We start from the raw sequence: 23821 nt of genomic DNA, 5'->3' as shown, positions 1-23821 counted from the left end.
GATTGTTCCAAAATATAGTACTCACTTTCTCAATGCAATGCATTTGACATTGTATTTATTTTTCGTTATATTGATTTTACAAAATTAAATTGTGCACAATTTAAAAATATAAGGAGTTGCTTATGAAAGAAAATCCTCTACATCTAGATAACCAACTTTGTTTTTCTATTTACGCTTGTTCTAAAGAGGTTACTCGTTTTTACCGACCCTATTTAGAAGAAATGGGCATTACGTATCCCCAGTACATTACTTTACTCGTACTCTGGGAACGAGACGGACTAACAGTAAAAGAAATTGGAGAACGTCTATTTTTAGATTCTGGTACTTTAACACCTATGTTAAAACGGATGGAATCATTAAAACTTGTACAACGTGTTCGTTCAAAAGAAGACGAGCGAAAAGTTTGTATTGAATTAACAGAACAAGGTAAAGATTTAAAAGAAATAGCTTGTTCATTACCGACAACGATGGCTACAAATTTAGGAATTACAGAGCAAGAATATCATTCTTTATTAATCCAATTAAACACATTAATTGAAACAATGAAAAAAATTAATGATAGAAAAGGGGAATAAACATGGATAAATTATATACTGCTTCAGTAACAGCAACAGGTGGAAGAAACGGTAAGGTAATTTCAGATGATGGCATATTAAATCTTGATGTAAAAATGCCAAAAGCACTAGGTGGCGCAGGCGGAGAGGCAACAAATCCAGAACAATTATTTGCAGCTGGTTATGCAGCTTGCTTTGATAGCGCATTGCAACTTGTAATTCGTACAAAACGTGTGAAAGTGGAAAGTACAGAAGTGACTGCACACGTTTCTATCGGTAAAGATACAGATGGTGGTTTCGGACTGTCTGCTGTACTTGACATACATGTTGCTGGTGTTTCTCATAACGAAGCACAAGAACTTGTAGAAGCCGCTCACGGTGTATGTCCTTACTCTAAAGCAACAAGAGGAAATATTGAAGTTACATTAAACGTACGCTAAAAGTTTAGTAAATAAAAAAAAACGCGCGACATTCGTCACGCGTTTTTCGTTTTTGTCATTTTATGAATTGCTTTCCATGCTTCTTCTTTTCCAAGACCTGTTTCAGAAGAGAATAGAACGATTTCATCGCCAATTTCAACAGCAAGCGTTTCTTTTACAACTTTTAAATGCTTTTGCCATTTCCCTTTCGGAATTTTATCGGCTTTCGTTGCAATAATAATTGTTGGGATTTCATAGTGCTTTAAGAAATCATACATCATAATGTCATCTTTTGTTGGTTGGTGACGTAAATCAACTACTAATACAGCTGCGTCTAATTGCGTACGTGTTGTAAAGTAAGTCTCAATCATTCTGCCCCATGCCGCGCGCTCTGTTTTAGATACTTTCGCATATCCATAACCTGGAACGTCAACAAAATGCATCATTTCATTGATTAAGAAAAAGTTCAGCGTTTGCGTTTTTCCTGGTTTAGAAGAAATACGTACTAACTTTTTACGATTTAAAATTTTATTAATAAAGGAAGACTTCCCGACATTAGAACGACCTGCTAAGGCAATTTCTGGTAAATCACTGTCTGGATATTGTTCCGGTTTAACGGCACTAATTACAATATCTGCTTTTGTTACTTTCATTGTTTCACTCCTACTAATGCGTGCTCCAATACTTCGTCTAAATGAGATGCAAGCACAAACGTAAGGTTTTCTTTTACGCTCTCTGGAATATCATCTAAATCTTTCTCATTTTCCGCCGGTAAAATAATTTTTGTTAATCCCGCGCGGTGAGCACTTAATGTTTTTTCTTTCAAACCACCAATTGGTAATACACGACCACGAAGTGTAATTTCACCTGTCATACCAACTTCTTTACTTACAGGAATACCTGTTAGTGCAGAAATAAGTGCCGTTGCCATCGTAATACCTGCTGACGGTCCATCTTTTGGAACTGCTCCTTCTGGAACATGAATATGAATATCGTTTTTCTCATGGAAATCCGGATCAATATGAAGTTCCTCTGCACGAGAACGAATATAGCTAAACGCGGCTTGTGCGGATTCTTTCATAACATCCCCAAGTTTCCCTGTTAAAATTAATTTCCCTTTTCCTGGCGCTACAGACACTTCAATTGCAAGTGTATCGCCGCCCGCTGCTGTGTAAGCTAAACCTGTTGCCATACCAACTTGGTCTGTTTTTTCAGCTTGACCATAACGGAATATATGCTTACCAAGTAAATCAACAATATTTTTCTCTGTTACAACAATGCGCTTGCGTTCTGCTGTAACGATAATTTTTGCTGCTTTACGACAAACTTTTGCAATTTGACGCTCTAACGTACGAACACCAGCCTCGCGTGTATAATAACGAATAATTTCAAGAAGCGCTTCATCACGCACTTGCAAATTACCTTTTCGTAGGCCGTGCTCTTTTAATTGTTTCGGCAATAAATGCTCACGAGCAATGTGTACCTTTTCAAGTTCTGTATAGCCAGCAATCGAAATGATTTCCATACGGTCAAGCAATGGGCCCGGAACACTTGCAAGTGTATTAGCAGTTGCAACGAACATAACTTTCGATAAATCATATGGCTCTTCAATGTAATGATCACTGAAGTTATGGTTTTGTTCTGGATCTAACACTTCAAGTAACGCCGCTGATGGGTCTCCCCTGAAATCGTTAGACATTTTATCAATCTCATCTAATAAGAAGACTGGATTAACTGTTTTCGCCTTTTTCATACCTTGAATAATACGTCCTGGCATCGCTCCTACATATGTACGACGGTGACCACGAATTTCAGATTCATCACGCACACCACCAAGAGAAACACGTACAAAATTACGATTTAACGATGTTGCAATAGAACGCGCTAACGAAGTTTTCCCAACCCCAGGAGGGCCTACTAGACAAAGAATTGGTCCTTTTAATGAATTCGTTAACTTCTGTACAGCTAAATATTCAAGTACTCGCTCTTTCACTTTTTCAAGACCGTAATGATCTTTATTTAAAATTTCTTCCGAATGAGTGAGGTCAATCATATCCTCTGTTGCTTCTGTCCACGGAAGCGCTAATAACCAATCAATATAATTACGAATTACACCGCTCTCAGCAGAACTTACAGGTAACTTTTCATAACGATCTAATTCTTTCAGTGCAGCCTGCATTGTTTCTTCAGGCATTCCCGACTGTTCAATTTTCTCACGAAGTTCTTCAACTTCCCCGCCCTTGCCTTCTTTATCGCCAAGTTCAGTTTGAATCGCCTTCATTTGCTCACGTAAGAAATATTCTTTTTGCGTGCGCTCCATTGAACGTTTCACTTTTTGTCCAATTTTCTTTTCTAGGCTAAGTAACTCTTGTTCATCTTGAATAATCGAAATAAGTGTATGTAGTCGTTCTTTCACAGATACAATCTCTAAAATCTCTTGTTTCTGCTTCGTTTTAATCGGTAAGTGAGAAGCAATTAAATCAGCTAGTCTTCCGGGTTCTTCTACATCAGCTACCGTTGCAAATGTTTCATTTGAAACTTTTTTCGAAACTTTAATATATTGTTCGAAATGCTCCAGTAACGTACGCATAAGAGCCTTCTCTTCTAAATCATCTTCTACTTCTTCAGTTACTGTTCTAATAGAAACTTGTACCAGATTTTCTTCTTCGATAAACTCTACTACTTCTGCTCTATGTAAACCTTCTACAAGGACACGAAGCGTACCGTTCGGCAATTTTAACATTTGCTTCACTTTCGCCACTGTACCTACACTATATATGTCATCTTCTTTCGGATCGTCGATATTCATTTCTTTTTGCATTGCTAAAAAGATGATATTTTCATCCATTGCCGCCTGCTCTAGTGCTTGTATCGATTTATCACGTCCTACATCAAGATGCAGAACCATCGTTGGATATACGAGAATGCCTCTTAATGGTAGGAGGGGCACAATTCTTTCATTCGTATTCATACTAGACATAGCACCTCCATAATAAATTAAACTCCTGTTCAACTATTTTATATTACAATACATCTAGATGCAATTGCAGAGATTCTTCGCAATTGTAAATCCCCTGTTTTTTTGTGCCTCACGAAAAGAAAAAAGACTCCGCTTAAGCATACAAACTTAAACGAAGTCTGGCAAATTTTTATTATTGTATATTCTCACATTGATTGCGCATCTGTTTCGTCCAAAGCAGTATGTGCATCAAGCTCACGATGCATATTTTCCTGCATAAATGTTAATTCAAATACTTCTTTTAATTTGCGAACAGGAATGATCTCAATTCCCTTTATTGTATACAAAAATGGTTGCATGTTTTCAGCCGGAATGATGACTTTCTTAGCTCCCGCTTTTTTCGCAGCTTTTATTTTTGCGTACACACCACCAATAGGCTTCACTTCTCCGTGGATACTTATCTCACCTGTCATCGCTACTTCATTATTCACATACGTACGATGCACCGCTGAATAGACACCTGTTGCCATAGCAATACCTGCTGACGGACCATCAATCGGGATACCACCAGGAAAATTAATATGTATATCATACCCTTCTGGCAACACATCTAGAGAACGAAGGACTGTTAACACATTATCAACAGAACCTTTCGCCATACTTTTACGGCGGATTGATTTCGTTTGACTACCAATACTTTCCTCTTCTACAATTCCAGTGACATTCACTGACCCTTTATCTTTCGCAGGAATAGCTGTTACCTCAATCTCTAATAACGTACCTGTATTCGGCCCATATACAGCAAGCCCGTTCACAAGACCGATTCTCGGAATTGGATAAATACGTTTTTCGTACTTTGGTGTAAGCTGACTAGAATGAACAACCCACTCAATATCTTCATCTTTAATGAAAGGTCGTTCTTCATTTATCGCCATACCAGCAGAAATTTGCACGAGATTAATTGCTTCTCGTCCATTTCTTGCATACATTCCAATCATTTCGATACCGTTCTCACCTACTTGCATTTCCACTTTGTCAGCTGCATTTTTCGCTACTTTTTGAATTTCTTCTGTATCTAACTCACGGAAGAACACTTCTAAACAACGCGACCTAATTGCAGGAGGAATTTCCTCTGGTGAACGCGTCGTTGCACCAACTAAGCGAAAATCTGCAGGTAAACCTTTTTGAAAAATATCATGTATATACGTTGGAATCATCGAATTTTCTTCACTATAGTACGCACTTTCCAAAAATACTTTCCGATCTTCTAACACCTTCAGCATTTTATTCATTTGAATTGGATGTAATTCACCAATCTCATCAATGAACAAAATACCACCATGCGCATCTGTTACAGCCCCTTTTTTCGGTTGCGGGATACCCGCTTGCCCCATTGCACCTGCTCCTTGATAAATCGGGTCATGCACTGAACCAATTAATGGATCCGCAATACCACGCTCATCAAACCTAGCTGTCGTTGCATCAAGTTCGATAAATGTTGCATTTGTACGAAATGGAGATTTCGGATTTCGTTTCGCTTCTTCTAATACAAGGCGTGCTGCCGCTGTCTTTCCGACACCTGGCGGACCGTATATGATCACATGTTGCGGATTAGGACCACAAAGAGCCGCTTTTAACGACTTAATCCCGTCTTCTTGCCCTACAATATCTATAAAGGATGTAGGACGTACCTTTTCCGCAAGTGGCTCTGTTAAAGAAACCTCACGCATTTTACGAAGCTGCTCTAATTCTTTTTTCGATTCTCGATCAATTGAAACTTTTTGTGTTCGCTGATTTCGAAGTAAGTGCCAAAAATACAATCCGACAATTACGCCAAAAACAAGTTGAACAAGTAAAAATATATTTGTCCAGCTCATAATTCATTTCCTCCCGCTATGTTTTACCTTTTAGTATTTCCTGGGAGGAATAGTGCTAAACATAAAGAAAAACAGCAATTATAAAAATTGCTGTTTCTTCTTCGCATTATGCAGATGTTTTTGTATCAAGTACAGTGCCGTCTTGTAACACCAATTTCGGCGGTTCATTATCAGCTACTGTTTCTTTCGTAAGAATACACTTCTCGATATCTTTGCGAGATGGCAGTTCGAACATTACATCAAGCATCAAGCCTTCAATAATAGAACGAAGTCCACGAGCACCTGTTTTACGTTCAATTGCTTTTTTCGCAATCTCAACTAGTGCACCTTCTTCAAACTCTAACTCAACATCGTCAAGCTCCAATAGTTTTTGGAATTGCTTAACAAGTGCATTTTTCGGTTTAGTTAAAATATCTACAAGAGCATCTTCATCAAGCGGCTCTAGGTTCGCAATAACTGGAAGACGACCGATAAACTCCGGAATTAAACCGAATCTTAAAAGATCCTCTGGTAAAACGTGAGATAAAACATGCTTCTCATTTACATCAGCATTTTTCTTCTCAGCACCAAATCCAATTACTTTCTCACCAAGGCGACGTTTAATAATAGGCTCGATGCCATCAAACGCTCCACCACAAATGAATAGGATGTTCGTTGTATCAATTTGAATAAACTCTTGATGCGGGTGCTTACGACCACCTTGAGGTGGAACGCTTGCTACAGTACCTTCTAAAATTTTCAGAAGTGCCTGCTGTACGCCTTCACCAGATACATCACGTGTAATTGATGGATTTTCGGACTTACGTGCCACTTTATCAATCTCATCAATATAAATGATTCCTTTTTCCGCTTTCTCTACATCATAATCAGCTGCTTGGATTAATTTTAGTAAGATGTTTTCTACATCTTCCCCTACATATCCAGCTTCTGTTAAAGATGTTGCGTCCGCGATCGCAAATGGAACATTTAAAATACGCGCTAATGTTTGTGCCAATAATGTTTTACCACTACCAGTTGGCCCAATAAGTGAAATATTACTCTTCGCCAATTCTACATCATCAATTTTGCTGTTAGAATTAATGCGTTTGTAATGGTTATATACCGCTACCGCTAGAGCTTTTTTCGCGTTATCTTGTCCGATGACATACTCATCTAAGATTTCACGAATTTCTACCGGTTTCGGTACATCTTTGAATTCTACTTCTTCGTCCTTCGCAAGCTCCTCTTGTACAATTTCAGTACAAAGCTCGATACACTCGTCACAAATGTAAACACCTGGACCTGCAACTAGCTTTCGAACTTGCGTTTGTGTTTTACCACAGAAAGAACATTTTAATTGACCTTTTTCATCATTAAATTTAAACATATTTTCACACCCCTTACAAAGTGCTAACCTCTTGCCTTCGTATGTACACGATAAATGTATCGTATGTAAATACATATTATGTCACTACGTGGCGAGAAATACAAATAATATGACTAGTTATGTACAAACAAAAAAATTTTAAAACTTTTGAAATATGTATATTCGACTTACAAAGGAACTTTTCCTTCTTCATCGAAAAGTTTTATAAATATATTTCTATATTTATAAAACAAGGCACGATTAAAATCGCGCCTTGTTATTTTATTATGCAGCGTTGTCTACTAAGAAGTCTACAGCTTTACGCACTTTAAGATCTTCAGATAAAGCGTCTACGCTTCCAAGAGCTTGCTTGATAGCGTCTACTGGCATACCGTACATTTCAGCCATTTTTTCAACTTCTGCAGTTACTTCTTCTTCAGTAACTTCGATGTTTTCAGCTTCAATGATAGCTTCAAGAACAAGATTGATTCTTACACGTTTTTGTGCATCCTCTTTCATTTGCTCTTTTAATTTGTCAGCGTCAGTACCTGTGAATTGGTAGTAAAGCTCAAGGTTCATACCTTGTTGGCTTAAACGTTGCTCGAATTCACGAACCATACGATCTAACTCAGTGTCAATCATAGCTTCTGGAATGTCGATTTCAGCGTTAGCAGCAGCTAATTCTACTACTTCGTCACGTACTTTGTGCTCAGCTTCGTGCTTTTTGCCTTCTTCTAAGTTTGTACGAAGTTTTGTTTTTAATTCATCAAGAGTTGCAACTTCTTCGTCAGCATCTTTAGCGAACTCGTCGTTTAACTCAGGAAGTTCTTTTGTTTTGATTTCGTGAATTGTTACTTTGAATGTTGCTGGTTTACCAGCTAATTCAGCAGCATGGTACTCTTCTGGGAATGATACTTCAACTTCTTTAGAATCACCAGATTTAAGACCAATTACTTGCTCTTCGAAACCTGGGATGAAAGTACCAGAACCGATTGCAAGAGAATAGTTTTCGCCTTTTCCGCCTTCAAATGCTTCGCCATCAACGAAACCTTCGAAGTCGATTACAGCTGTATCACCATCTGCAACAGTTCCTTCTTCTTTAACAACTAGTTCAGCTTGACGCTCTTGTAAAGCTTTTACTTCGTTCTCTACATCCTCGTCAGTTACAGTTGTTTCAACTTTTTCTACTGCTAAACCTTTGTAATCACCTAATTTAACTTCAGGTTTTACAGTAACTTTTGCAGTGAAAATTAAGTTTTGGCCTTTTTCGAATTTCTCGATGTCAATCTCAGGATGAGCAACTGGGAAGATACCAGCTTCATCGATTGCTTCACCGTATGCTTTTGGTAAGATGATATCTAAAGCATCTTGGTATAAAGATTCAATACCAAAGCGTTGTTCGAATAATGGACGAGGCATTTTTCCTTTACGGAAACCTGGTACATTAATTGTTTTTACTACTTTTTTGAATGCAGCGTCGATAGAGTTATTTACTTCTTTAGCATCAACTTCGATTGTTAAAACGCCAACGTTACCTTCTAATTTTTCCCATTTTGTAGACATTTATTCTTTCCCTCCAACTATAATAATGTATGCACATACCTCTATAGATTAAGATTTTTATTATCTCTTTTTTGAAATAACAAATGTACAAATAACCCTCTAGCAAAAAGCTTTCAGATACAATGTTCCAATCTACTAATTGTCTAAAAGACAACTACGGTATATTTTGTTCGAGACTAATATGAAACATATTAAGTAAGAGAATTATACTCCTCTTCTCTTACAAACAGGCAGATTTCTGCCTTTTGCAACCCTTACATTATAACATAGAATGTGCTCGTTTCAATAACTGAACGATTCTTTTTCATAATTATACGGGCAAATACCCTTCTCTTTCAATGCGCAGTAACCATTGATAGGCAATATGAAATTCCTCAAACTCAATATTGTATGCTGTCATAAGTTCTTCTTCATCAATAGCCAATCCGAAACGCTTTCTTCCAATTCTCTCTAAGACGGCAGCCCAAATTTCTACTTTGTCCATTAATAGAGGGAATGGGAAAATGCTAATTTGTAATTCTTTCCAGTATGTAACCATCGCATCAAATATATCTGGATAATTTTGCTCTAATCGGTTTGAGAATTTATGTATAATTTTATCGGATTGCTCCTCATTATGACCCGTAAATGCTGGAATCACCTTTATCGTATTTCCAAACTTCTCTACTTCTACCTCTTCTTCTATTTGATTTTCTACCATTTTATACAAAATAGAAGTTTTTAAATAAGGGTGCTGATCTTCGTCTATTAAAAATTTCTTTAAAGTAGGAAGTGCGAGATCCAGGTCTTTTAACGAAAGTTTCTGGATCACTCTTAGCTTTTGACCAAAGTTTTCTCCAAAAAGCCCCTCGGTAAATTCTTCTAATTCAAAATTCGAATCCACTAGCGGTATATCTTCTTCATTCAGCATCCCTTGCGCAAACAAAGCAAGCTGCGCCAATTTTTCCTTTTGCTCAGGATTTATATCTTTCGTTTGCAAAACTTCCTCAACAGTTTCGATGACACCTTCATAATCATTTGTTTGAACTAAAATAGTTACATACGTTTCAAGAATATCACCAAATAATACAGCTCCTATTTCAAGCAACTGCTCACATTTTTCTTTCGCTTCTTCCATACGTTTTAATTCTAGCAAACAAATAACTGAAGCTAATTCTGTTTGTTCCGTTTCTGCATTATACTGACGTAATATTTCAAAGCAGCGCAATGCATCTTCGAATTCCCGCTCTTTCAACGCTAAAAAACCTTTATCAATATAGCGTTCTGATAGTTGCGGAAACAATACGACCGTATTTTCTTTTTTATCCATACGTCCGCCTCTTTTTCTAGATTTTAATGATCTTCAAAGTAAATATATCAAATGCGTAATGAGAACACAACATTCCAAAATTATTTATTTGAAATATAGGAATATTCTATTTTCGTAACAAAAAAGCAAAAACCTTTAAATGAAATTCATTTTTCACAAACAAAAACCCTCAGCAACAGAAGCAGAGGATTCATCATTAATGGAAAGCTTTTATAATTGTGGGGTATATAACAAGGGTAATAATTTGGAGAAAAATAATTGCCATAACAATCATGCTAAAATAGAAGATCGGTTTACTTCGCTTCATCAAAAACATAATAATAAGCATCGTACAAGCAAACAAACTTAAAAAGAACAAACTTGTTGTCGAACTAAGTATACCACTCGGGACAAAGAACAATAAAACTACACTACAAGTACCTATAATTCCAAATAACCATTCCATTCATTCACTCATTCCCTTTCCCTCTCATGGCAGTTTTTTCTACGCTACTAAATGTTTTACAACATCAATTACATATGTTAACTTTTCATACGCCACAAACCCAAAAGCTACTGTTAAACCCGTTACGATTAATCCTTTCATCATCTCTTCCTCCTCATGTATCGTTGTTATCTTCATTATATAGGATTAGTAATTTGTTACCATCGAACTTCCTTACACTTACCTTACAGAATTGTAAGATTTCAAAAATAAGTTTAAAATCATGTTAATATATTTTTGTACAATTAAGAATTTAATTTATAAGGGGGATTATATATGTTCAAAAAAATGGCTGCTGATGTTTTAGGATTAAGCGATGTAGGTTCTGTCATTACACCAAAAGATTATGATAAGGTTGAAGCTGATGATTACGTGATGCATGAAGATGGGGAGAAAATTTACTTTCTTATTAAATCAAAATCGGATGAATATTGTTTCACAAACAAAGGATTAATTCATCTAGATGGTACAAGTGCCACAAGCAAAAAACGTACATTACGCCGCTTTAGCTATAGTAAATATCAAATTAAAAACGTAGCACTCGAAACTGCAGGAACGATTGATTTAGATGTAGAAATTAAATTTCAAATGGGAGATGAGCATTACTCAATTGATGTTCATAAAAAACATATTGAAGAATTAAAAGATTTATATAAGGCTCTTCTTAAAATCGAAGAAATTTCATACGACAACGACATTACATTGCAGTATGCACATAAAAGTTTAGATATGGCATCTAACGCTTTCAGCCGTATTTCAAATGCACAAGTAAATTTAGCAGAACAGTTTAAAGAAATGAACGATATCGCCTTTAACTGGCTCGTTGATACGAAAAAGCAATATAACGTGAAAGATTACGGTTTTGTCTTTGAAAAATTTATTAATAACTAAATAAAAACCTTGTTATCTTTTGGTAACAAGGTTTTTTAGCGTCCAAGAGAGATTCGAACTCTCGATCTGTCTATTACCTATATTATGTTACAATTACTCACGAGTTTCTTTCCTCTTGCGTTAATCTTCTACTCGTATTAGTTATGTTTAATACAACTAAACTTCTTATTATATATACAATCGAAATATACGTTGTTTTATTCCTGACTCTCCATCTCTTTCATTTCATCTTGCCACGTACCACCAATACCACCACTAGGTGTATTCCAGCGCTTTTCTTGACGCAGGATTCTCGCCTTATCTTCTTCAGTCATTTCAGATTGGTATTTCTTCGCTTCCTCGCGTTGTTGTTCTTCGTATTCTCTTTCCTGTTGCTCCAGATGTCTTCTATGCGCATCTTTATCAATAATCTTTTCGCAGCCGTGCGCTAGCTCCTTCGTTTCATCGTGTCCGTGTCCGCAATAATCGTTCGGAATTTTAGTACTAGATTTCGTAGCAGGTTTAGGATCATGGTTACGATTACCTGTTACACGGTCCTCTTTCCCTTCGTTAGCTTTCTCATCTTTAACTCCAGTATTTCTAAGACCGTCTTGCTCTTTCTTCGTTACACTTCCATCAGGATTAAACGTTATAGTCATCGAACCTTCTCCACTATGCCCTAGATATCCGTAGATAGAGAACGACTTATATTTCTCGATGAATCTAGGTGTTCCTGCTATCTCTTTGACTTTGTTCGCAGACATTCCGACCTTGATTCCGTCATACTGTTCTAGCGATACGGTTGGTGCGTCGTTATTCGCATCTTTATAATATGGACGTCTATCGTTAATCTCCTTATCTTCCTTCGCTGATCCCTGCGGCTTCTCGCCCTTCGCAGGTTCTTCGGCAACCTTTTCGACCTTAGTCGAGTTGGACGTTTCCTCTTCCCCTTGCGCAGTTGCAACAGAGTCGTGTTTCTTATATGGCTCGTATTCTGCTTGTTCTTTCGTAGAGCAGGCACTAAGAATCAATACAGACGTCGCACCTAATAAAAATAATTTCGTATTAAATTTCATAGTATAATTCCTCCGCAACTCCCTCGTAATTCTCTTCAATTGCATCTTGCATGCACACATCACTTTTTAGACAAACAAAAAACCTTGTTATCAAAAGATAACAAGGTTTTTTTAGCGTCCCAGGAGAGATTCGAACTCCCGTTCCGTCATTTACCTACGATATATAAACGACTCTTTCATCGTTTGCTGAACGTTCATTTGGGCGGTCAACTGACCGTTTTTGTTAATTAATATTATACGCTATAGTACGGCTCTACGTCAACGTTGAAAACTCTTTTATTCTACCGATTTTCCTATCGACGATTCTGACGCATTTAGATGATACTATATCCACGGAAGACAAGATAATCGTCTCAAATTGTGTTTCTCAGCGCAACCTTATGCACTTATATTCGAAAAAAGGGCGTAGATAACGAAATCCTACGTCCCTCTCACCGCTATTACACCTTATACTTCTTGAAGAACTCAAAAAGCGCAATCTCTACAATTTCATCACGATTTAAACGATGCTTATCTTCGACTGTACCTAATTTCGTACATACCTCCTTGCCGAGATTCACCGTTCTGCTAACCTTTTCTTTCGATCCACTTTCTCTAATGCGTTCATGTAACGAATGAATCGTATTAGTATTCTTCTGCGCCAAAATCTTTTCCTTTTCTTGCATGATCTCATTAAATACGTTTTTAATCTGAACCCATTCGCTCATGAGTTTTCGAAACATATTTATTTCTTTTTTCGTAAGTGCATCATTTGTAGTTTCTAGCTTCTTAGCATCGGCAACCTCTACAAATTCTCGGATATCCGCTTTTAAAGGCGCTTCCCCTTGTCCTGTAAAATACCAACCTATACCATCTTTTTTACTATATTTATACCCTGCATTTTTTAACCCCTTTAACAACCTTTTATCACACATACCAATTTCTTTTCCAACTTCCTTAGCGTTACTTTCTTTCAACAACGCTATTACTTCCTCAATTTTCACATGATCCTCTCCTTCTTATTACGCAACTTGCGTAATATTGTATTATCTAATTTTTACAATATTATCTTCTAAATATATCACATAAATAATAAAAAAGGTGTAGCAAATCTGCCGCTCACCTCACTTCCGCCCGTCTCTTAATCTAATTAAATCGAAATAGAACGCATATAGGCGCATAACCTGTTCATCACATTAAATCTAATCGTCTAGAATTGCTTCTCTCGGCATCGCAATTTCCGCATATAGTCTATAAAAAGAAAGACAGACGAAGTGATGCCCGCCCATCTCCGCACTATTTTATATATTTTGATCGCAGGCTAAATATATCTTCGCCCTCGTGAATACCCGCCGCTCCCTTCCTCACGTTTTTTAAGACAGTCCAATTTGGGTTAGTTTCATCACCGATGTTCTGTATTGTAAAGTTGCCGTCACCATATTTTCGGTGACCTTCTGCCAATTTCTCCGTTATATCATTCTCGTTTGCTCTCGCCATCTTTGCGCCATCTCCCTTTTTTATACAACCTTCTTAAACTGTCCAACCAATCACACGTCCAGTCAATTGGAGATCCTCGCTTTCCGCTTCGTTTAATTGTAACACACTGTCGGGGATAAGTTCCGATAACGGCTGCCAAATCACACTAGAAACGTTATTTTCTTTGAATGTAAATGATGCGATTCCATTCGTTACCAATCTATATCGTTTACGCATAAAAAAGCGACTAGAGCCGAAGCCCTAGCCGATCATTTTCGATTATTTCGTTTTAGCTAACGCCTTAACGACTTCTTCTTCCTTGACCGTTTCGTTGCCTAAGATATATAGAGTGCCGCCACTCTCGGTATCGTGTTTTTTGAATATAGTCTACAAAAAGAAAGAAAGGCGGGATATTCCCCGCCAATCTTCGTTGCTGATCACATACGTATCGATATGATCGTTAGCTGCTGCGATCATTTCCATTTGATAACCTTCCGCATATTATCGGCTATTTAAATGCCTTGCCATCGCCATTCCTCGAACAAACTGTGTTCGTTGCTCTTTAAGGCACTTCTTCCAACGCGGGAACGAGATTACGTGCATATACGCAGCCAGATCGGATTCCTCCGCGTTCTACCTCTCTACGGTTTATCTCGGCTTGCTCTTTTAGTCTCTTCTCTCTTGCTGCGGCTTACTTCACTTTCTCTGCCTCTTTCTTCGCAGCCTGTTCTTTCTTCCATGCTTCGTACTCCGCTCGCCTTTGATCTACGTATTCCATCGTATTACCTCCGATATGTTTTTTATTTATGACTTCATTATTCAACACGCTATGTGAAATTATAGACATCCCGACAATACTGACGGTCTATGCTGCTGCGCTACTTCCTGTCGCAGTCTGATCGACTCTTGATATCGAAACATTCCTGCGTTTCCTTTTGGCTCCTGTGTGATGATCGTCCAATTTGAAACGTCTTCGCTACCCTGATTTACTAGAATAAACGCACTGCCGTGCAGCTCTCGTCCTTCTGCTAACATCGCAACGATGTCGGAACTTTTCATTTTCTTCGCCTTTGTTACTTCTTGCGTTGTTGGCTCTGCTGCCTGCGTTATATTCTCCATTGTTGTTACCTCCGATGTTTTATTGATCGATTAGTTATAGATCGTTGTCGTTTTATAGGGAAGCTCTAGCGCATCCGCTACTATTATTACTAGTTAATTAGATATCCGTGATTACGATCGAAAAGATATTGATTGTTGCGTTCTTCGTGTACGACTAGATAACGATCTCTATCATTCGCGAAGTCTAGCGCATCTTTTGATACTTCCGTTAACGCGTTCCCTAGTACCGCAGTATTAACGAAGTGGATCTTTTCTAATGCCGTAGCTGATTTTATGATTTCCGCTACTTCGTGTTGTTCCTCGCTGAATGCCCTCGCCTCTAGCTGCGTATTAATTCGCCCTAGTGACTTCGTTAATGCCATAACGTCGGCAGGATTTGACGCGCCTGTGATCGCAGTTTGTGCCATTTCCATGAACTCGCCTTGAATTTGTTGCGCGAATGCTTGTCCTTGATCGCCTAGTGCTGCGAATTTTCCTAGTGCTGCGATTTTTGATTGTGATGTTGGCGCGAATAATGCCGCATTTTTAAGTTTATTCTTTTCGATGTCGAACAACTTTTGATCGCGTTCGCTCGGTGCCTCTACGCCTTGAATTAAGAGATCTTCCGCTTCTCTGCGAACTTCCTTTACGATGTCCGTATATACTTTATGCTGCCCGTCAATATGAGCCAGTAGCGCTACTTCCTGTTGTCGTCTATGTTGTTCGACTTTCTTCGCGATCCCGCTCGCAGTCAAGTCGCGATCACCGTTTATTTTCGTTCTTGTCCAACGTAGTTGCGGCAAAAATTCCTGTGCCATATATGAAGTTAGTCCTTTTTGAATTCCTCGTGCTTCCATTAGTTTTCCTTGTAGTTCGCTAGATTTAGTTGTTGTTGTCATTTTAAGTACCCCCGATTAGTTTTTTGGTTTATTTTCGTTTGTCGTTCTGATAGATATAATTAACGCGAGCTATCACATATAGTACGGCGTGATCTCGTCGTTTCGTGTGCCGCGCTCTTTCATATAGATGTCGAACTGTCGCATAGTTTAGCGGCGGCTCTTGATCTTTAAGCGGCGTAGGCTCAACGTTAAAATTCGCTATTTGTAAAACGTCTTCGTCGTGCTCGATCGTCATATGTTCGCCGTGATGTTCTACGATCATAATCTGTGTTCTGCTCGATCTTTTAATCTGATCATCATTTCTTGCATTGGTAACGCATATACAGTCGAATCTAGTAGCATGAAATCATTCTCGCCTACAAAATCGACGATCTTTTTTACACTATCTTCGTTAGGTCGTGACTTGCCGACTTCCCACGCGCTTACACTTTTCTTATCCGCCTTGATGATATCGGCGAATTCTCGCTGACTGATCCCCGCTAGTGCTCGGATTAGTCGTAGTTTATCGCTAGTTACTTGATACATTTGCACCGCTCCTTTTCGTTGTGTAACGCTATCCTATTGAGTTACGAACGTTGTTACATCGGTATTTTAAATAAAACAGGCATGGCAGGCGGGCTCCCACCGATTACATGAAAGCGACCTTTTTCGTATTGCCTCGAATTAGGTCTTTTATTTGCCCGAAATTGATTTATGTTAATTTACTATTTTCAAGGTGTCGCCGCAGGAAGACGGGTAGGGAAATGCAAGACCTGCGACAACGAAGAAAAAGGGAATGAAGTGGATCACCGTTGAACGATAATAGCGTGATCCAAACGCCAAAACCGTTCCAATAGATAACGACGAGGAAGGAGAAGACCCCGCCGCTATTTTTGATCATCGGAAGTGCCAAAATGAGAATATAAGAGATCTAGTAACCTTTACTTCTCACCTAATATGTACTTCTGTTGATACGTTTTTTTCGGTCATTGTTATATTTTTTTTAGTTTTTATTACATTTTTTTATTTTGTCGCCTTTAATGCCTCTCTCATAGCGTAGCTTTTTTGCTGCTTTTCTCGATGACATTTCTTGCATTTAGCCATTCGCCCACCGCACATGTGGTATTCGCTCAGATCCTTCATTTTACGGCAGAATGTACATTGTTTTTTAGCCTGCTGCATTCTCGTATTCTTCGACTAATTCCGTAATTCCGATGATGCCAGCGCGTGTTACATATAGTTGACGATATGTAGCGCCGTTGTACTCGCTCGTTTTCTCGTGAACTCTAAACCATTGCTTTTTTCTATACTCGCCATTTGGTGTATAAATTCCGCCTACTGGTCGTTTTCCTAGTACGCCTAGTCCTTGTAGTATGAATCGCACCGCATTCGAGGACATGCCGTCCAAATGATTTACACCGATGTGATCGAATGGCACTAGACTATCATTTCCGATGAATTTCGTTACTTTTTGTTCCGCTGCTTCGCGCTTTTCCTTCTCATATTTGATGATAGTTTCATATGATCCGATAACCTCGGCAGGCATATCGCCTATTAGTGCATCATACTTCGCTGCCTTCTCACGTAATTCTAGTAATTCTGCGTCGATTGCCTTCGTTTTCGTACCGTCGTCCGCATTATCCCGAATATTTAATAGTTGCGTTCGTACTTGTTCGGCAATCTTGTTATCATGTAATAACATGCCGAATCGTAGCACGGCACGGGGTGAAAATAGTCCATTCATTGACGTAGCTAGTTTTATATTAGATCCGTTCCCTAAATCGACTAAATAATGACCTTTCCTAGTTTCGAATTTAGTGTGTGACAAGGTGTCACGGACTAATTCCTTTCCTGTCATAGACACATATCCGTCGCTTCGAATCTCTTCGCGGTGACGTGAATATACTTTACGGATCGTTGTCGGATCGGTTTCGTAGTATTCTGCGATCTGCCTTGTCGTTAACATTCCGATATTAGGTAGTAATACGAGCGCCTTGACCTTCTCTAATATGTCGATCCTTTCCGCTAACTCATCCCGTTTTGCTCGTGCGTCGATAATATCGTGAATTTCTTCGACCTGCTGCGTTTTGAAGTCCTCGTTTAGTATTAATACTAGATCGTTTGCTTTGTTTCTCATTTTTGTTACCTCCGAATTTTTTAATTTAGCGGTCTATTGTTCACGTAATCCCAGTTATTGAGATCGCGCCCGCCATTGAACGTTGTTTTTATCGATTCTTTTTTATTTTTCTGCTGCGAACTATGCAAATTTCGATCATATAGCGTTTTTTCTTCACCTTGATCGGCTACATGATCCGCAGTCAATTGGATTATTAGATCTGCCTCCTTTACGCCTAGTTTCGTAGAATAGTCCACGAGGTTTTTCCGCCGTCGCCGTCGTTTCTTCGCCTTTTTCTCTAATTCTTTTTTCTTATCATCGGGCATATCGAGATATCTACGATGCTTTTCGGGGATTTCTATGTATATTGACACGCAGCCGCCCCCTTTTTCGATGTTTAAAACGTCATTTCTTGCGGATCTTCGCTTTTTTCTTCGACCTGCTGCGCGGCTTCTCTTACTTTACGTAGTTCTATGCGCTGCATGATCTCGTGTTTCTTTTCCTCGTCATTCTTGCGGATCTTCTCGACTGCTAGCGCATGCTTGTAATAACGTTCCTCGGCTTTTGGGAATCGTTTTAATAATTCATCTAATGTTAGCGGTAATAATGGAATATATTCGTTACTGCGTCCGATCCCGCGGCGCTTAACCGCTACCAATCCGACGTTTTGTAGGATTTTTATATTATGGTTAATCGTTCGTATAGATTTGCCCGTTTCCATCGCTAGGCGATATTGTGACGGAAATGCTTTCTTTTCTTCTGCGTTGAAAAAATCGATAATGATTTGATATAGGATCAACGCGCTTTCTGTTACGCTGTAGTCCTGCATAAATGAGTAGTAGCGCAGGTTGGTCGGCATTTTAATAAAATCTAGCGTACGATCTTTTTCTTTAGGATTGATAGATTTATCGAACATCGGCTGATCGATCCGATCCTTTTGGATATCCGCTGCTGACTTGGCATAATTCTCGTGATTCCTGATTTCTTGTAACGTTTCTTCTACTTGTTGGACTAGATTTTCTGTTTTCATTACCTGATCGCTCCTTTTTTATTTAGCGGTAAATTGCATATGAGGCAATGAACTGCGTATGAGTTGGCGGTAAACTGCGTTTCTCATAGGAAGTACACTACGTTTCTTATATGCAGCCCGCTACAGGTCAACTAGATTTACAAGAATTAAAGAACTATAACTAAAAAATATAACTACGTTCTTTTTTGTTCTTCTATTACGCATAAGATAAGGATAAGGCGTGAAAGTCTTTTAAATAATATCCGTCGCCATCCTTACGTTAATATATACGCGATGACCCGATCATTTTCGGTCAAGTGATGCGTAATAAGAGGATAAGTTTTGTTCGCATCGTCACCGTGCTTACGTAAACATAGACGCCAACCTTTACATATTTCGGGTGACTTCGTATGTAATTCGTACAGGCTGCGGATATCCTTACAAAAACATAGGTGCAGGAGCGCAGCATTTCGGGTTAAACACCTTGAACGAAAAAAATATATGCGGAAATTTTTTTGGATCTATATATAGTAGAAGCTCGTCGAGGATTGGGTAAAAAGTCATTCGTTGGGCTGCGTTTATTTCGTTAGAGCTTGTGATATTTAACCCCCTAAGGTAAAAATCGTGCTCGCTTTGGGAAGCCGACTGCTGATAGCCCTCGTACACGGTCTTTGGGGGATGGCGACTTTTTTCGATTTGGGATGTTGCGATATGTCCGATCGCTTAAAATTCAGCAGCGAGCAAGAGAAGACCCTTAAAGGAAGTTTCGAAGTTTAAGATCAAGAAAGATTCATGAAAAGAAATACGAAGAAGATACAACAAACAAAATTTAATCAATAACTTAATTCGATTCAATGCGAAGAAAGAAGAAACGAATCACAAACGAAATCCAACGCGAAGAAGATTAATCAAATTCAATCGATCAGACTTTAATCATTCGAAGAAAACAACGAAGAAAAAAGATCAATGAATGACATGAATAACAATTCAATCGCAACAATGAAAGAAGAAAGCAATCGAATACTTCTCTCGCTGCTCTCGATCCTTTACGATTATCTCTGCGCTGATGTAGTACATCGTAGTGTAGCCGTATAGTGTGCGTATGTATGGCGTTATGTACAACACCTATCAGGCGCTATAGATTAGCCCGTGCGAACTTCTATGTTATTCGAGTAAATCCTTAGCTGAGACGATATAGCGCAGCATGTAGAGCCGTGTGACGCCGCCCCGTAAGGTGTGTAGGCATATGGTCGGGTGTCTTGGATATGTGGGCGCCTGTTGGTAATATAGTGCGGGGTGTTGGTCGATCAGATAAGTGGCTAAGTACGGCGGTGTATCCTAACACGAAACATATAGCGGGGTACTGTTATATAAATATACGTCGTGGATAGTAGTCTAAAAAGGTACACATTTGTAGACACTGAGAAAACGATCCTATATCCGTCTATCAACCTGCATAATTAAACCTTTGTAGACGCCTATAAAAGAATTGACCTTTATGTACTAGCGATGTATATTTAGGTTAACGATAAAAAGAAACAGGGGTTTTCATTATGACAATTAATTTCGCATATTTAAGGGTCTCATCTAACGATCAGAATCTTGACCGACAATATAAAGCATTGCAGCCATATGTAACAGATGAGAAATATATCTATAGTGATAAGGCAAGTGGAAAAGACTTCGAAAGGGACGGCTTTCAGAATATGCTTAAAGCGATGCGCGCAGGAGATACCTTATACATAAAATCGATCGACCGTCTCGGGCGTAATAAGCAGCAGATCAAAGAGTATCTCGAATACTTTAAGAAAGAAAAGATCCGCGTTAAAATTATCGATCTACCTACGACAATGACCGATGTTCCTGCGGGGCAAGACTGGGTTATTGATATGATTAATAATATTATTATCGAGGTTTATACATCTATCGCTGAACAAGAACGTAGAACGATAAAGGAGCGCCAACGAGAGGGAATCGACGCAGCGAAGGAAAAAGGAAAACATATCGGACGCCCGATCATGGAACTTCCCGCAGACTGGGATCGACTATATGGTGAATGGAAAGCGAAGAAGATCATGGCAGTCGAGTTTATGGCAGCGGTCAATATGAAGAAAGCGACGTTTTATAAAAAGGTAAAAGAGTACGAGGCAGCGCTTTGAGTGGCGTTGTCTTTTTTTGCGAAGATCTCTCACGAAGCCCTAGCGAAGATCATTCGAATCCTTAGACCTCTACGACGCCATGAGTTGTATACGATCACGAACATAAATTAAATAAAATTACGAGGGTGTGGCAGATCAGATCGATGGATTATAACCCCCTGAGTCATGGAGGGCGTCCTCTATATGGTGTTCGGCTCATGTAGCGAAGATCCTACACGATCCCCACTTAATGCGCATAATAGATTCTAACGAATCCTATACGAATCCCTATCGCCGTCCTAACGACATCCCCCTCGGTATCTCGTACCAGTAAACAAGCGTAAACATGCGATCTATACCTGTAAGCGTAACCGATGTTGTTACACCGTTATTCTTACGTTATATTTCATATATAGAATATAGTTTACACGATGCCAACGAATATATAACGATAGCTATCGATAACTACAATCGATTACACTTGGCTACACTCGAATACATATAGCGGTATATAAAAAGGCGCTAGGATGGTTAGTCCTAACGCTCTTTTCATGATTCCATATAATGCGGCTAGTGGTGTAGTCGGGTTCCGTTCGCTAACATTTTCCGACCTTTGCCGCGTCTTGTACTACTGATCCGCTCAGTTCGCCAATCCTCCTAATGCCTCTTTATGTACCGACCTATACCGCCCTCGTCCACTTACCTACCGTTTAGTTAGTGGCAATCGCTACCGTCCTCCCTTGTCATTTATCTCTCTCGTAGCCAGTGGCGTATACTTCGTTTATTTTTCATTTTCCCTTAATATCTCGTATTATGCTCGCACTCTACCTTCTATTATTAATAGTGTACACACATCCATAACTTTACAAATGCGATAACGCATGTTAATATAAAAACAACAACATAAATGTGCGTTATCGCACTAAAAAGGAGGATTCGAATGATTTTAGATAAAGTAATTGGAGTTGAAGAATCTGCAATTTTATGGAACTTATCGCCTGGATACATAAAAAATCTATGCGCAAAAGGTGATGTACTATCAAAAAAGATAGGGAAAACGTGGGTAATCGATGCTACACAAGGTCATCCCGCATTACGTTTGTATATAAAGAATATACAAGGAAGCCCATTTCTAAAGGACGTATGCATAAGCGAGGATTCTAAAAACGTCAACATTCAATACGTTAATTCTTTCGAAGAATATGTCGCACTAAATGAAAAAACGGGTAATGATGCTAAAGCATACGAAGAATACTTCGAAACAGGCGACAAGATTAATAAAATCCTAACTCAAGAAAGCGCCCGCCTACTACGCCAATTTTCGTTTTTAGATAACATTTCAATCAGTATTCCTTATAAAGGATTAGTTCATGAAATCGAATTGAATCGGGATAAATTGAACGCTTATTTAGGATATAAAATAGAGGATTTAAGCGTCCAGGATAGAACGTGGCATCAAGAATTTCTAGAAAGACACGCATATCCAAAAGAAGGTAGAGCTAGACTTGTAAATGAATTCGTAGCAGTAAAGTGATTTCTGAATCTAGCATATAACGATTAAAGCCGCTTGAGATAGTGGCTATTTTTGTGACGTGGTTATCTTTCCAGTAGAGCATCCGAAGTGACAGCCAATTTTTATAATATAAACATCATAGCCATCCCCTTCTATATTGCGTAAAAACAAGTCATCATACAGGTCGTTATAAGTTTCGGAATGATTGCGTGTAGTGGTTAAAAACTGACGAAATGAGAAGATTTAGGAGGTCGATATTACGCGGGTTACGATGCACGGTTTCCGTGCCTAGGAGGGATTGTTGAAGGAAGACATAGAATAGATTTCACCTATTGCCACTTTTAGGTATAATAGTTTAATTGACTAATATACAAAGGTGGCAGTTTTTATGGATAAATTAGGAAAAAAAGAGGTAAATAGTGTCGTTTCTTATATAGGGGTCAACGGAGGGTATTTAGGTAATTTTTCTTATAACAGTCATGCAGATTTTTACCCGCATTATTGTGGACTGGACATAAATCCGTTTGATTATGAAGGAACTACAAAAGAGCGTTTTATTGAGATTTTAAGTAGTAGCACTCCTGAAGACCAAACTAAGATTTTGAGGGGAGTACTTGAAAAATATCCTCTAAGTTACCATGGGCAGGCTTTAGAGAATGAGTTCATTAAGGAAGTTTATTATAAAGGAAAAGTAGAGCTCCATGAAAAGATTACTAAGTGGGCTAATGAATTACAAGGCAAAGGATTGATCGAACTTGGTGAACTTACAAATGATTTTGAGTATGTAAAAGAGGTCCTTAATCATGCAGAAACGTTAATTAGCCAACATTCTTTTAGTAGTGCTATCGACAGAGTACATGCGGCTTTACATGGTTATTTAAAGGAGATATGCAAAAATGAAGGGATTATTTTCATTAAAGCAGAACCTAAAATACAGGATTTGTGGAGTGAAATTAAACAAAAACATCCGAAGTTTAAAGTTAATGTAAAAGAGTACAATAAACCAATAAATCAATGTGTAGATGCAATTGGCAAGGCAGTACATAATATCAATGATATACGCAATCAACTTAGTTATTCACATCCCAATGATGAGATTTTAGAGGAAACTGAGGCGAAATTAGTAATTAATTTATCAAGGGTGTTATTACAATATAT

Annotated in this window: 24 protein-coding genes; 6 read left to right on the top strand and 18 right to left on the bottom strand. The window is 38.5% G+C overall.

Annotated features, from left to right (window positions below):
• The first annotated feature begins 122 nt into the window (after positions 1-122).
• Positions 123-575: a MarR family winged helix-turn-helix transcriptional regulator gene (locus AB3X48_RS00450; protein ID WP_002112064.1), complete on the top strand. Its 453-nt coding sequence runs from the start codon at positions 123-125 to the stop codon at positions 573-575.
• A 2-nt stretch (positions 576-577) separates the two neighbouring features.
• Entirely contained in the window at positions 578-994 is a 417-nt protein-coding gene (locus AB3X48_RS00445; RefSeq protein ID WP_367958517.1) for an organic hydroperoxide resistance protein, read from the top strand.
• A 35-nt stretch (positions 995-1029) separates the two neighbouring features.
• On the opposite strand, the gene yihA is transcribed toward AB3X48_RS00445, so the two are convergent.
• From yihA to AB3X48_RS00410, 7 genes are all read right to left on the bottom strand, one after another.
• Positions 1030-1626 carry a ribosome biogenesis GTP-binding protein YihA/YsxC gene (gene yihA, locus AB3X48_RS00440; RefSeq protein WP_002088829.1) on the bottom strand — a complete coding sequence of 199 codons (597 nt, stop codon included), beginning with the start codon at positions 1624-1626 and terminating at the stop codon, positions 1030-1032.
• The gene (lon, locus tag AB3X48_RS00435; RefSeq protein WP_002112067.1) at positions 1623-3953 is read right to left on the bottom strand and encodes an endopeptidase La; all 2331 of its coding nucleotides are present in this window, start codon (positions 3951-3953) and stop codon (positions 1623-1625) included. Before lon ends, yihA begins: the two co-directional genes overlap by 4 nt.
• 185 nt (positions 3954-4138) lie before the next feature.
• Positions 4139-5809: an ATP-dependent protease LonB gene (lonB, locus tag AB3X48_RS00430; RefSeq protein ID WP_002112070.1), complete on the bottom strand. Its 1671-nt coding sequence runs from the start codon at positions 5807-5809 to the stop codon at positions 4139-4141.
• Positions 5810-5915: 106 nt separating this feature from the next.
• Positions 5916-7175, bottom strand: coding sequence for an ATP-dependent protease ATP-binding subunit ClpX (gene clpX, locus AB3X48_RS00425; RefSeq protein ID WP_000472285.1), 1260 nt, complete (start codon positions 7173-7175; stop codon positions 5916-5918).
• Positions 7176-7439: 264 nt separating this feature from the next.
• Positions 7440-8717 carry a trigger factor gene (tig, locus tag AB3X48_RS00420; RefSeq protein WP_002112071.1) on the bottom strand — a complete coding sequence of 426 codons (1278 nt, stop codon included), beginning with the start codon at positions 8715-8717 and terminating at the stop codon, positions 7440-7442.
• Between the two features lie 310 nt (positions 8718-9027).
• Positions 9028-10026, bottom strand: coding sequence for a hypothetical protein (locus tag AB3X48_RS00415; protein WP_016106250.1), 999 nt, complete (start codon positions 10024-10026; stop codon positions 9028-9030).
• 196 nt (positions 10027-10222) lie between these two features.
• Positions 10223-10471 carry a hypothetical protein gene (locus tag AB3X48_RS00410; RefSeq protein ID WP_002112074.1) on the bottom strand — a complete coding sequence of 83 codons (249 nt, stop codon included), beginning with the start codon at positions 10469-10471 and terminating at the stop codon, positions 10223-10225.
• Positions 10472-10786: 315 nt separating this feature from the next.
• On the opposite strand from AB3X48_RS00410, the gene AB3X48_RS00405 reads away from it, so the two are divergent.
• Positions 10787-11401 carry a PH domain-containing protein gene (locus AB3X48_RS00405; RefSeq protein ID WP_199715025.1) on the top strand — a complete coding sequence of 205 codons (615 nt, stop codon included), beginning with the start codon at positions 10787-10789 and terminating at the stop codon, positions 11399-11401.
• Positions 11402-11598: 197 nt separating this feature from the next.
• On the opposite strand, the gene AB3X48_RS00400 is transcribed toward AB3X48_RS00405, so the two are convergent.
• The 11 genes from AB3X48_RS00400 to AB3X48_RS00350 form a co-directional block, all read right to left on the bottom strand.
• A complete protein-coding gene (locus tag AB3X48_RS00400; protein WP_199715026.1) occupies positions 11599-12456 on the bottom strand; it encodes a hypothetical protein in 858 nt (285 codons plus the stop codon).
• A gap of 440 nt (positions 12457-12896) precedes the next feature.
• A complete protein-coding gene (locus tag AB3X48_RS00395; protein ID WP_367958512.1) occupies positions 12897-13439 on the bottom strand; it encodes a CopG family transcriptional regulator in 543 nt (180 codons plus the stop codon).
• Positions 13440-13731: 292 nt separating this feature from the next.
• On the bottom strand, positions 13732-13932 hold the full coding sequence (locus tag AB3X48_RS00390; protein WP_201031839.1) for a cytoplasmic protein: 201 nt from the start codon (positions 13930-13932) through the stop codon (positions 13732-13734).
• Between the two features lie 33 nt (positions 13933-13965).
• Positions 13966-14148, bottom strand: a complete 183-nt coding sequence (locus AB3X48_RS00385; RefSeq protein ID WP_341087342.1) for a hypothetical protein — start codon at positions 14146-14148, stop codon at positions 13966-13968.
• A 454-nt stretch (positions 14149-14602) separates the two neighbouring features.
• Entirely contained in the window at positions 14603-14758 is a 156-nt protein-coding gene (locus AB3X48_RS00380) for a hypothetical protein (RefSeq protein WP_341087341.1), read from the bottom strand.
• On the bottom strand, positions 14749-15030 hold the full coding sequence (locus AB3X48_RS00375) for a hypothetical protein (protein WP_367958509.1): 282 nt from the start codon (positions 15028-15030) through the stop codon (positions 14749-14751). Before AB3X48_RS00375 ends, AB3X48_RS00380 begins: the two co-directional genes overlap by 10 nt.
• Positions 15031-15119: 89 nt before the next feature.
• Positions 15120-15908 (bottom strand): hypothetical protein, encoded by a 789-nt coding sequence (locus tag AB3X48_RS00370; protein ID WP_341087337.1) that lies wholly within the window; start codon positions 15906-15908, stop codon positions 15120-15122.
• A gap of 258 nt (positions 15909-16166) precedes the next feature.
• Positions 16167-16433 carry a helix-turn-helix transcriptional regulator gene (locus tag AB3X48_RS00365; protein ID WP_367958506.1) on the bottom strand — a complete coding sequence of 89 codons (267 nt, stop codon included), beginning with the start codon at positions 16431-16433 and terminating at the stop codon, positions 16167-16169.
• A 622-nt stretch (positions 16434-17055) separates the two neighbouring features.
• On the bottom strand, positions 17056-18024 hold the full coding sequence (locus tag AB3X48_RS00360; protein ID WP_367958504.1) for a phage antirepressor KilAC domain-containing protein: 969 nt from the start codon (positions 18022-18024) through the stop codon (positions 17056-17058).
• Positions 18025-18044: 20 nt separating this feature from the next.
• On the bottom strand, positions 18045-18377 hold the full coding sequence (locus tag AB3X48_RS00355) for a hypothetical protein (RefSeq protein ID WP_367958502.1): 333 nt from the start codon (positions 18375-18377) through the stop codon (positions 18045-18047).
• Positions 18378-18400: 23 nt separating this feature from the next.
• Positions 18401-19033: a helix-turn-helix domain-containing protein gene (locus AB3X48_RS00350; RefSeq protein WP_367958500.1), complete on the bottom strand. Its 633-nt coding sequence runs from the start codon at positions 19031-19033 to the stop codon at positions 18401-18403.
• 1532 nt (positions 19034-20565) lie between these two features.
• On the opposite strand from AB3X48_RS00350, the gene AB3X48_RS00345 reads away from it, so the two are divergent.
• The 3 genes from AB3X48_RS00345 to AB3X48_RS00335 all read left to right on the top strand — a co-directional run.
• Positions 20566-21171: a recombinase family protein gene (locus AB3X48_RS00345; RefSeq protein WP_367958498.1), complete on the top strand. Its 606-nt coding sequence runs from the start codon at positions 20566-20568 to the stop codon at positions 21169-21171.
• A gap of 919 nt (positions 21172-22090) precedes the next feature.
• Positions 22091-22684, top strand: coding sequence for a hypothetical protein (locus tag AB3X48_RS00340; protein ID WP_367958496.1), 594 nt, complete (start codon positions 22091-22093; stop codon positions 22682-22684).
• A gap of 367 nt (positions 22685-23051) precedes the next feature.
• Positions 23052-23821: abortive infection family protein (locus AB3X48_RS00335; protein ID WP_367958494.1), on the top strand; the 770-nt coding region annotated here is incomplete at its 3' end.

The sequence above is a fragment of the Bacillus sp. S4 genome (assembly GCF_040838205.1).
GTDB classification, from domain to species: Bacteria; Bacillota; Bacilli; order Bacillales; family Bacillaceae_G; genus Bacillus_A; species Bacillus_A cereus_U.
The sequence above is the reverse complement of the archived record's forward strand: the minus strand, read 5'-3'. Positions and strand labels throughout refer to the sequence as shown.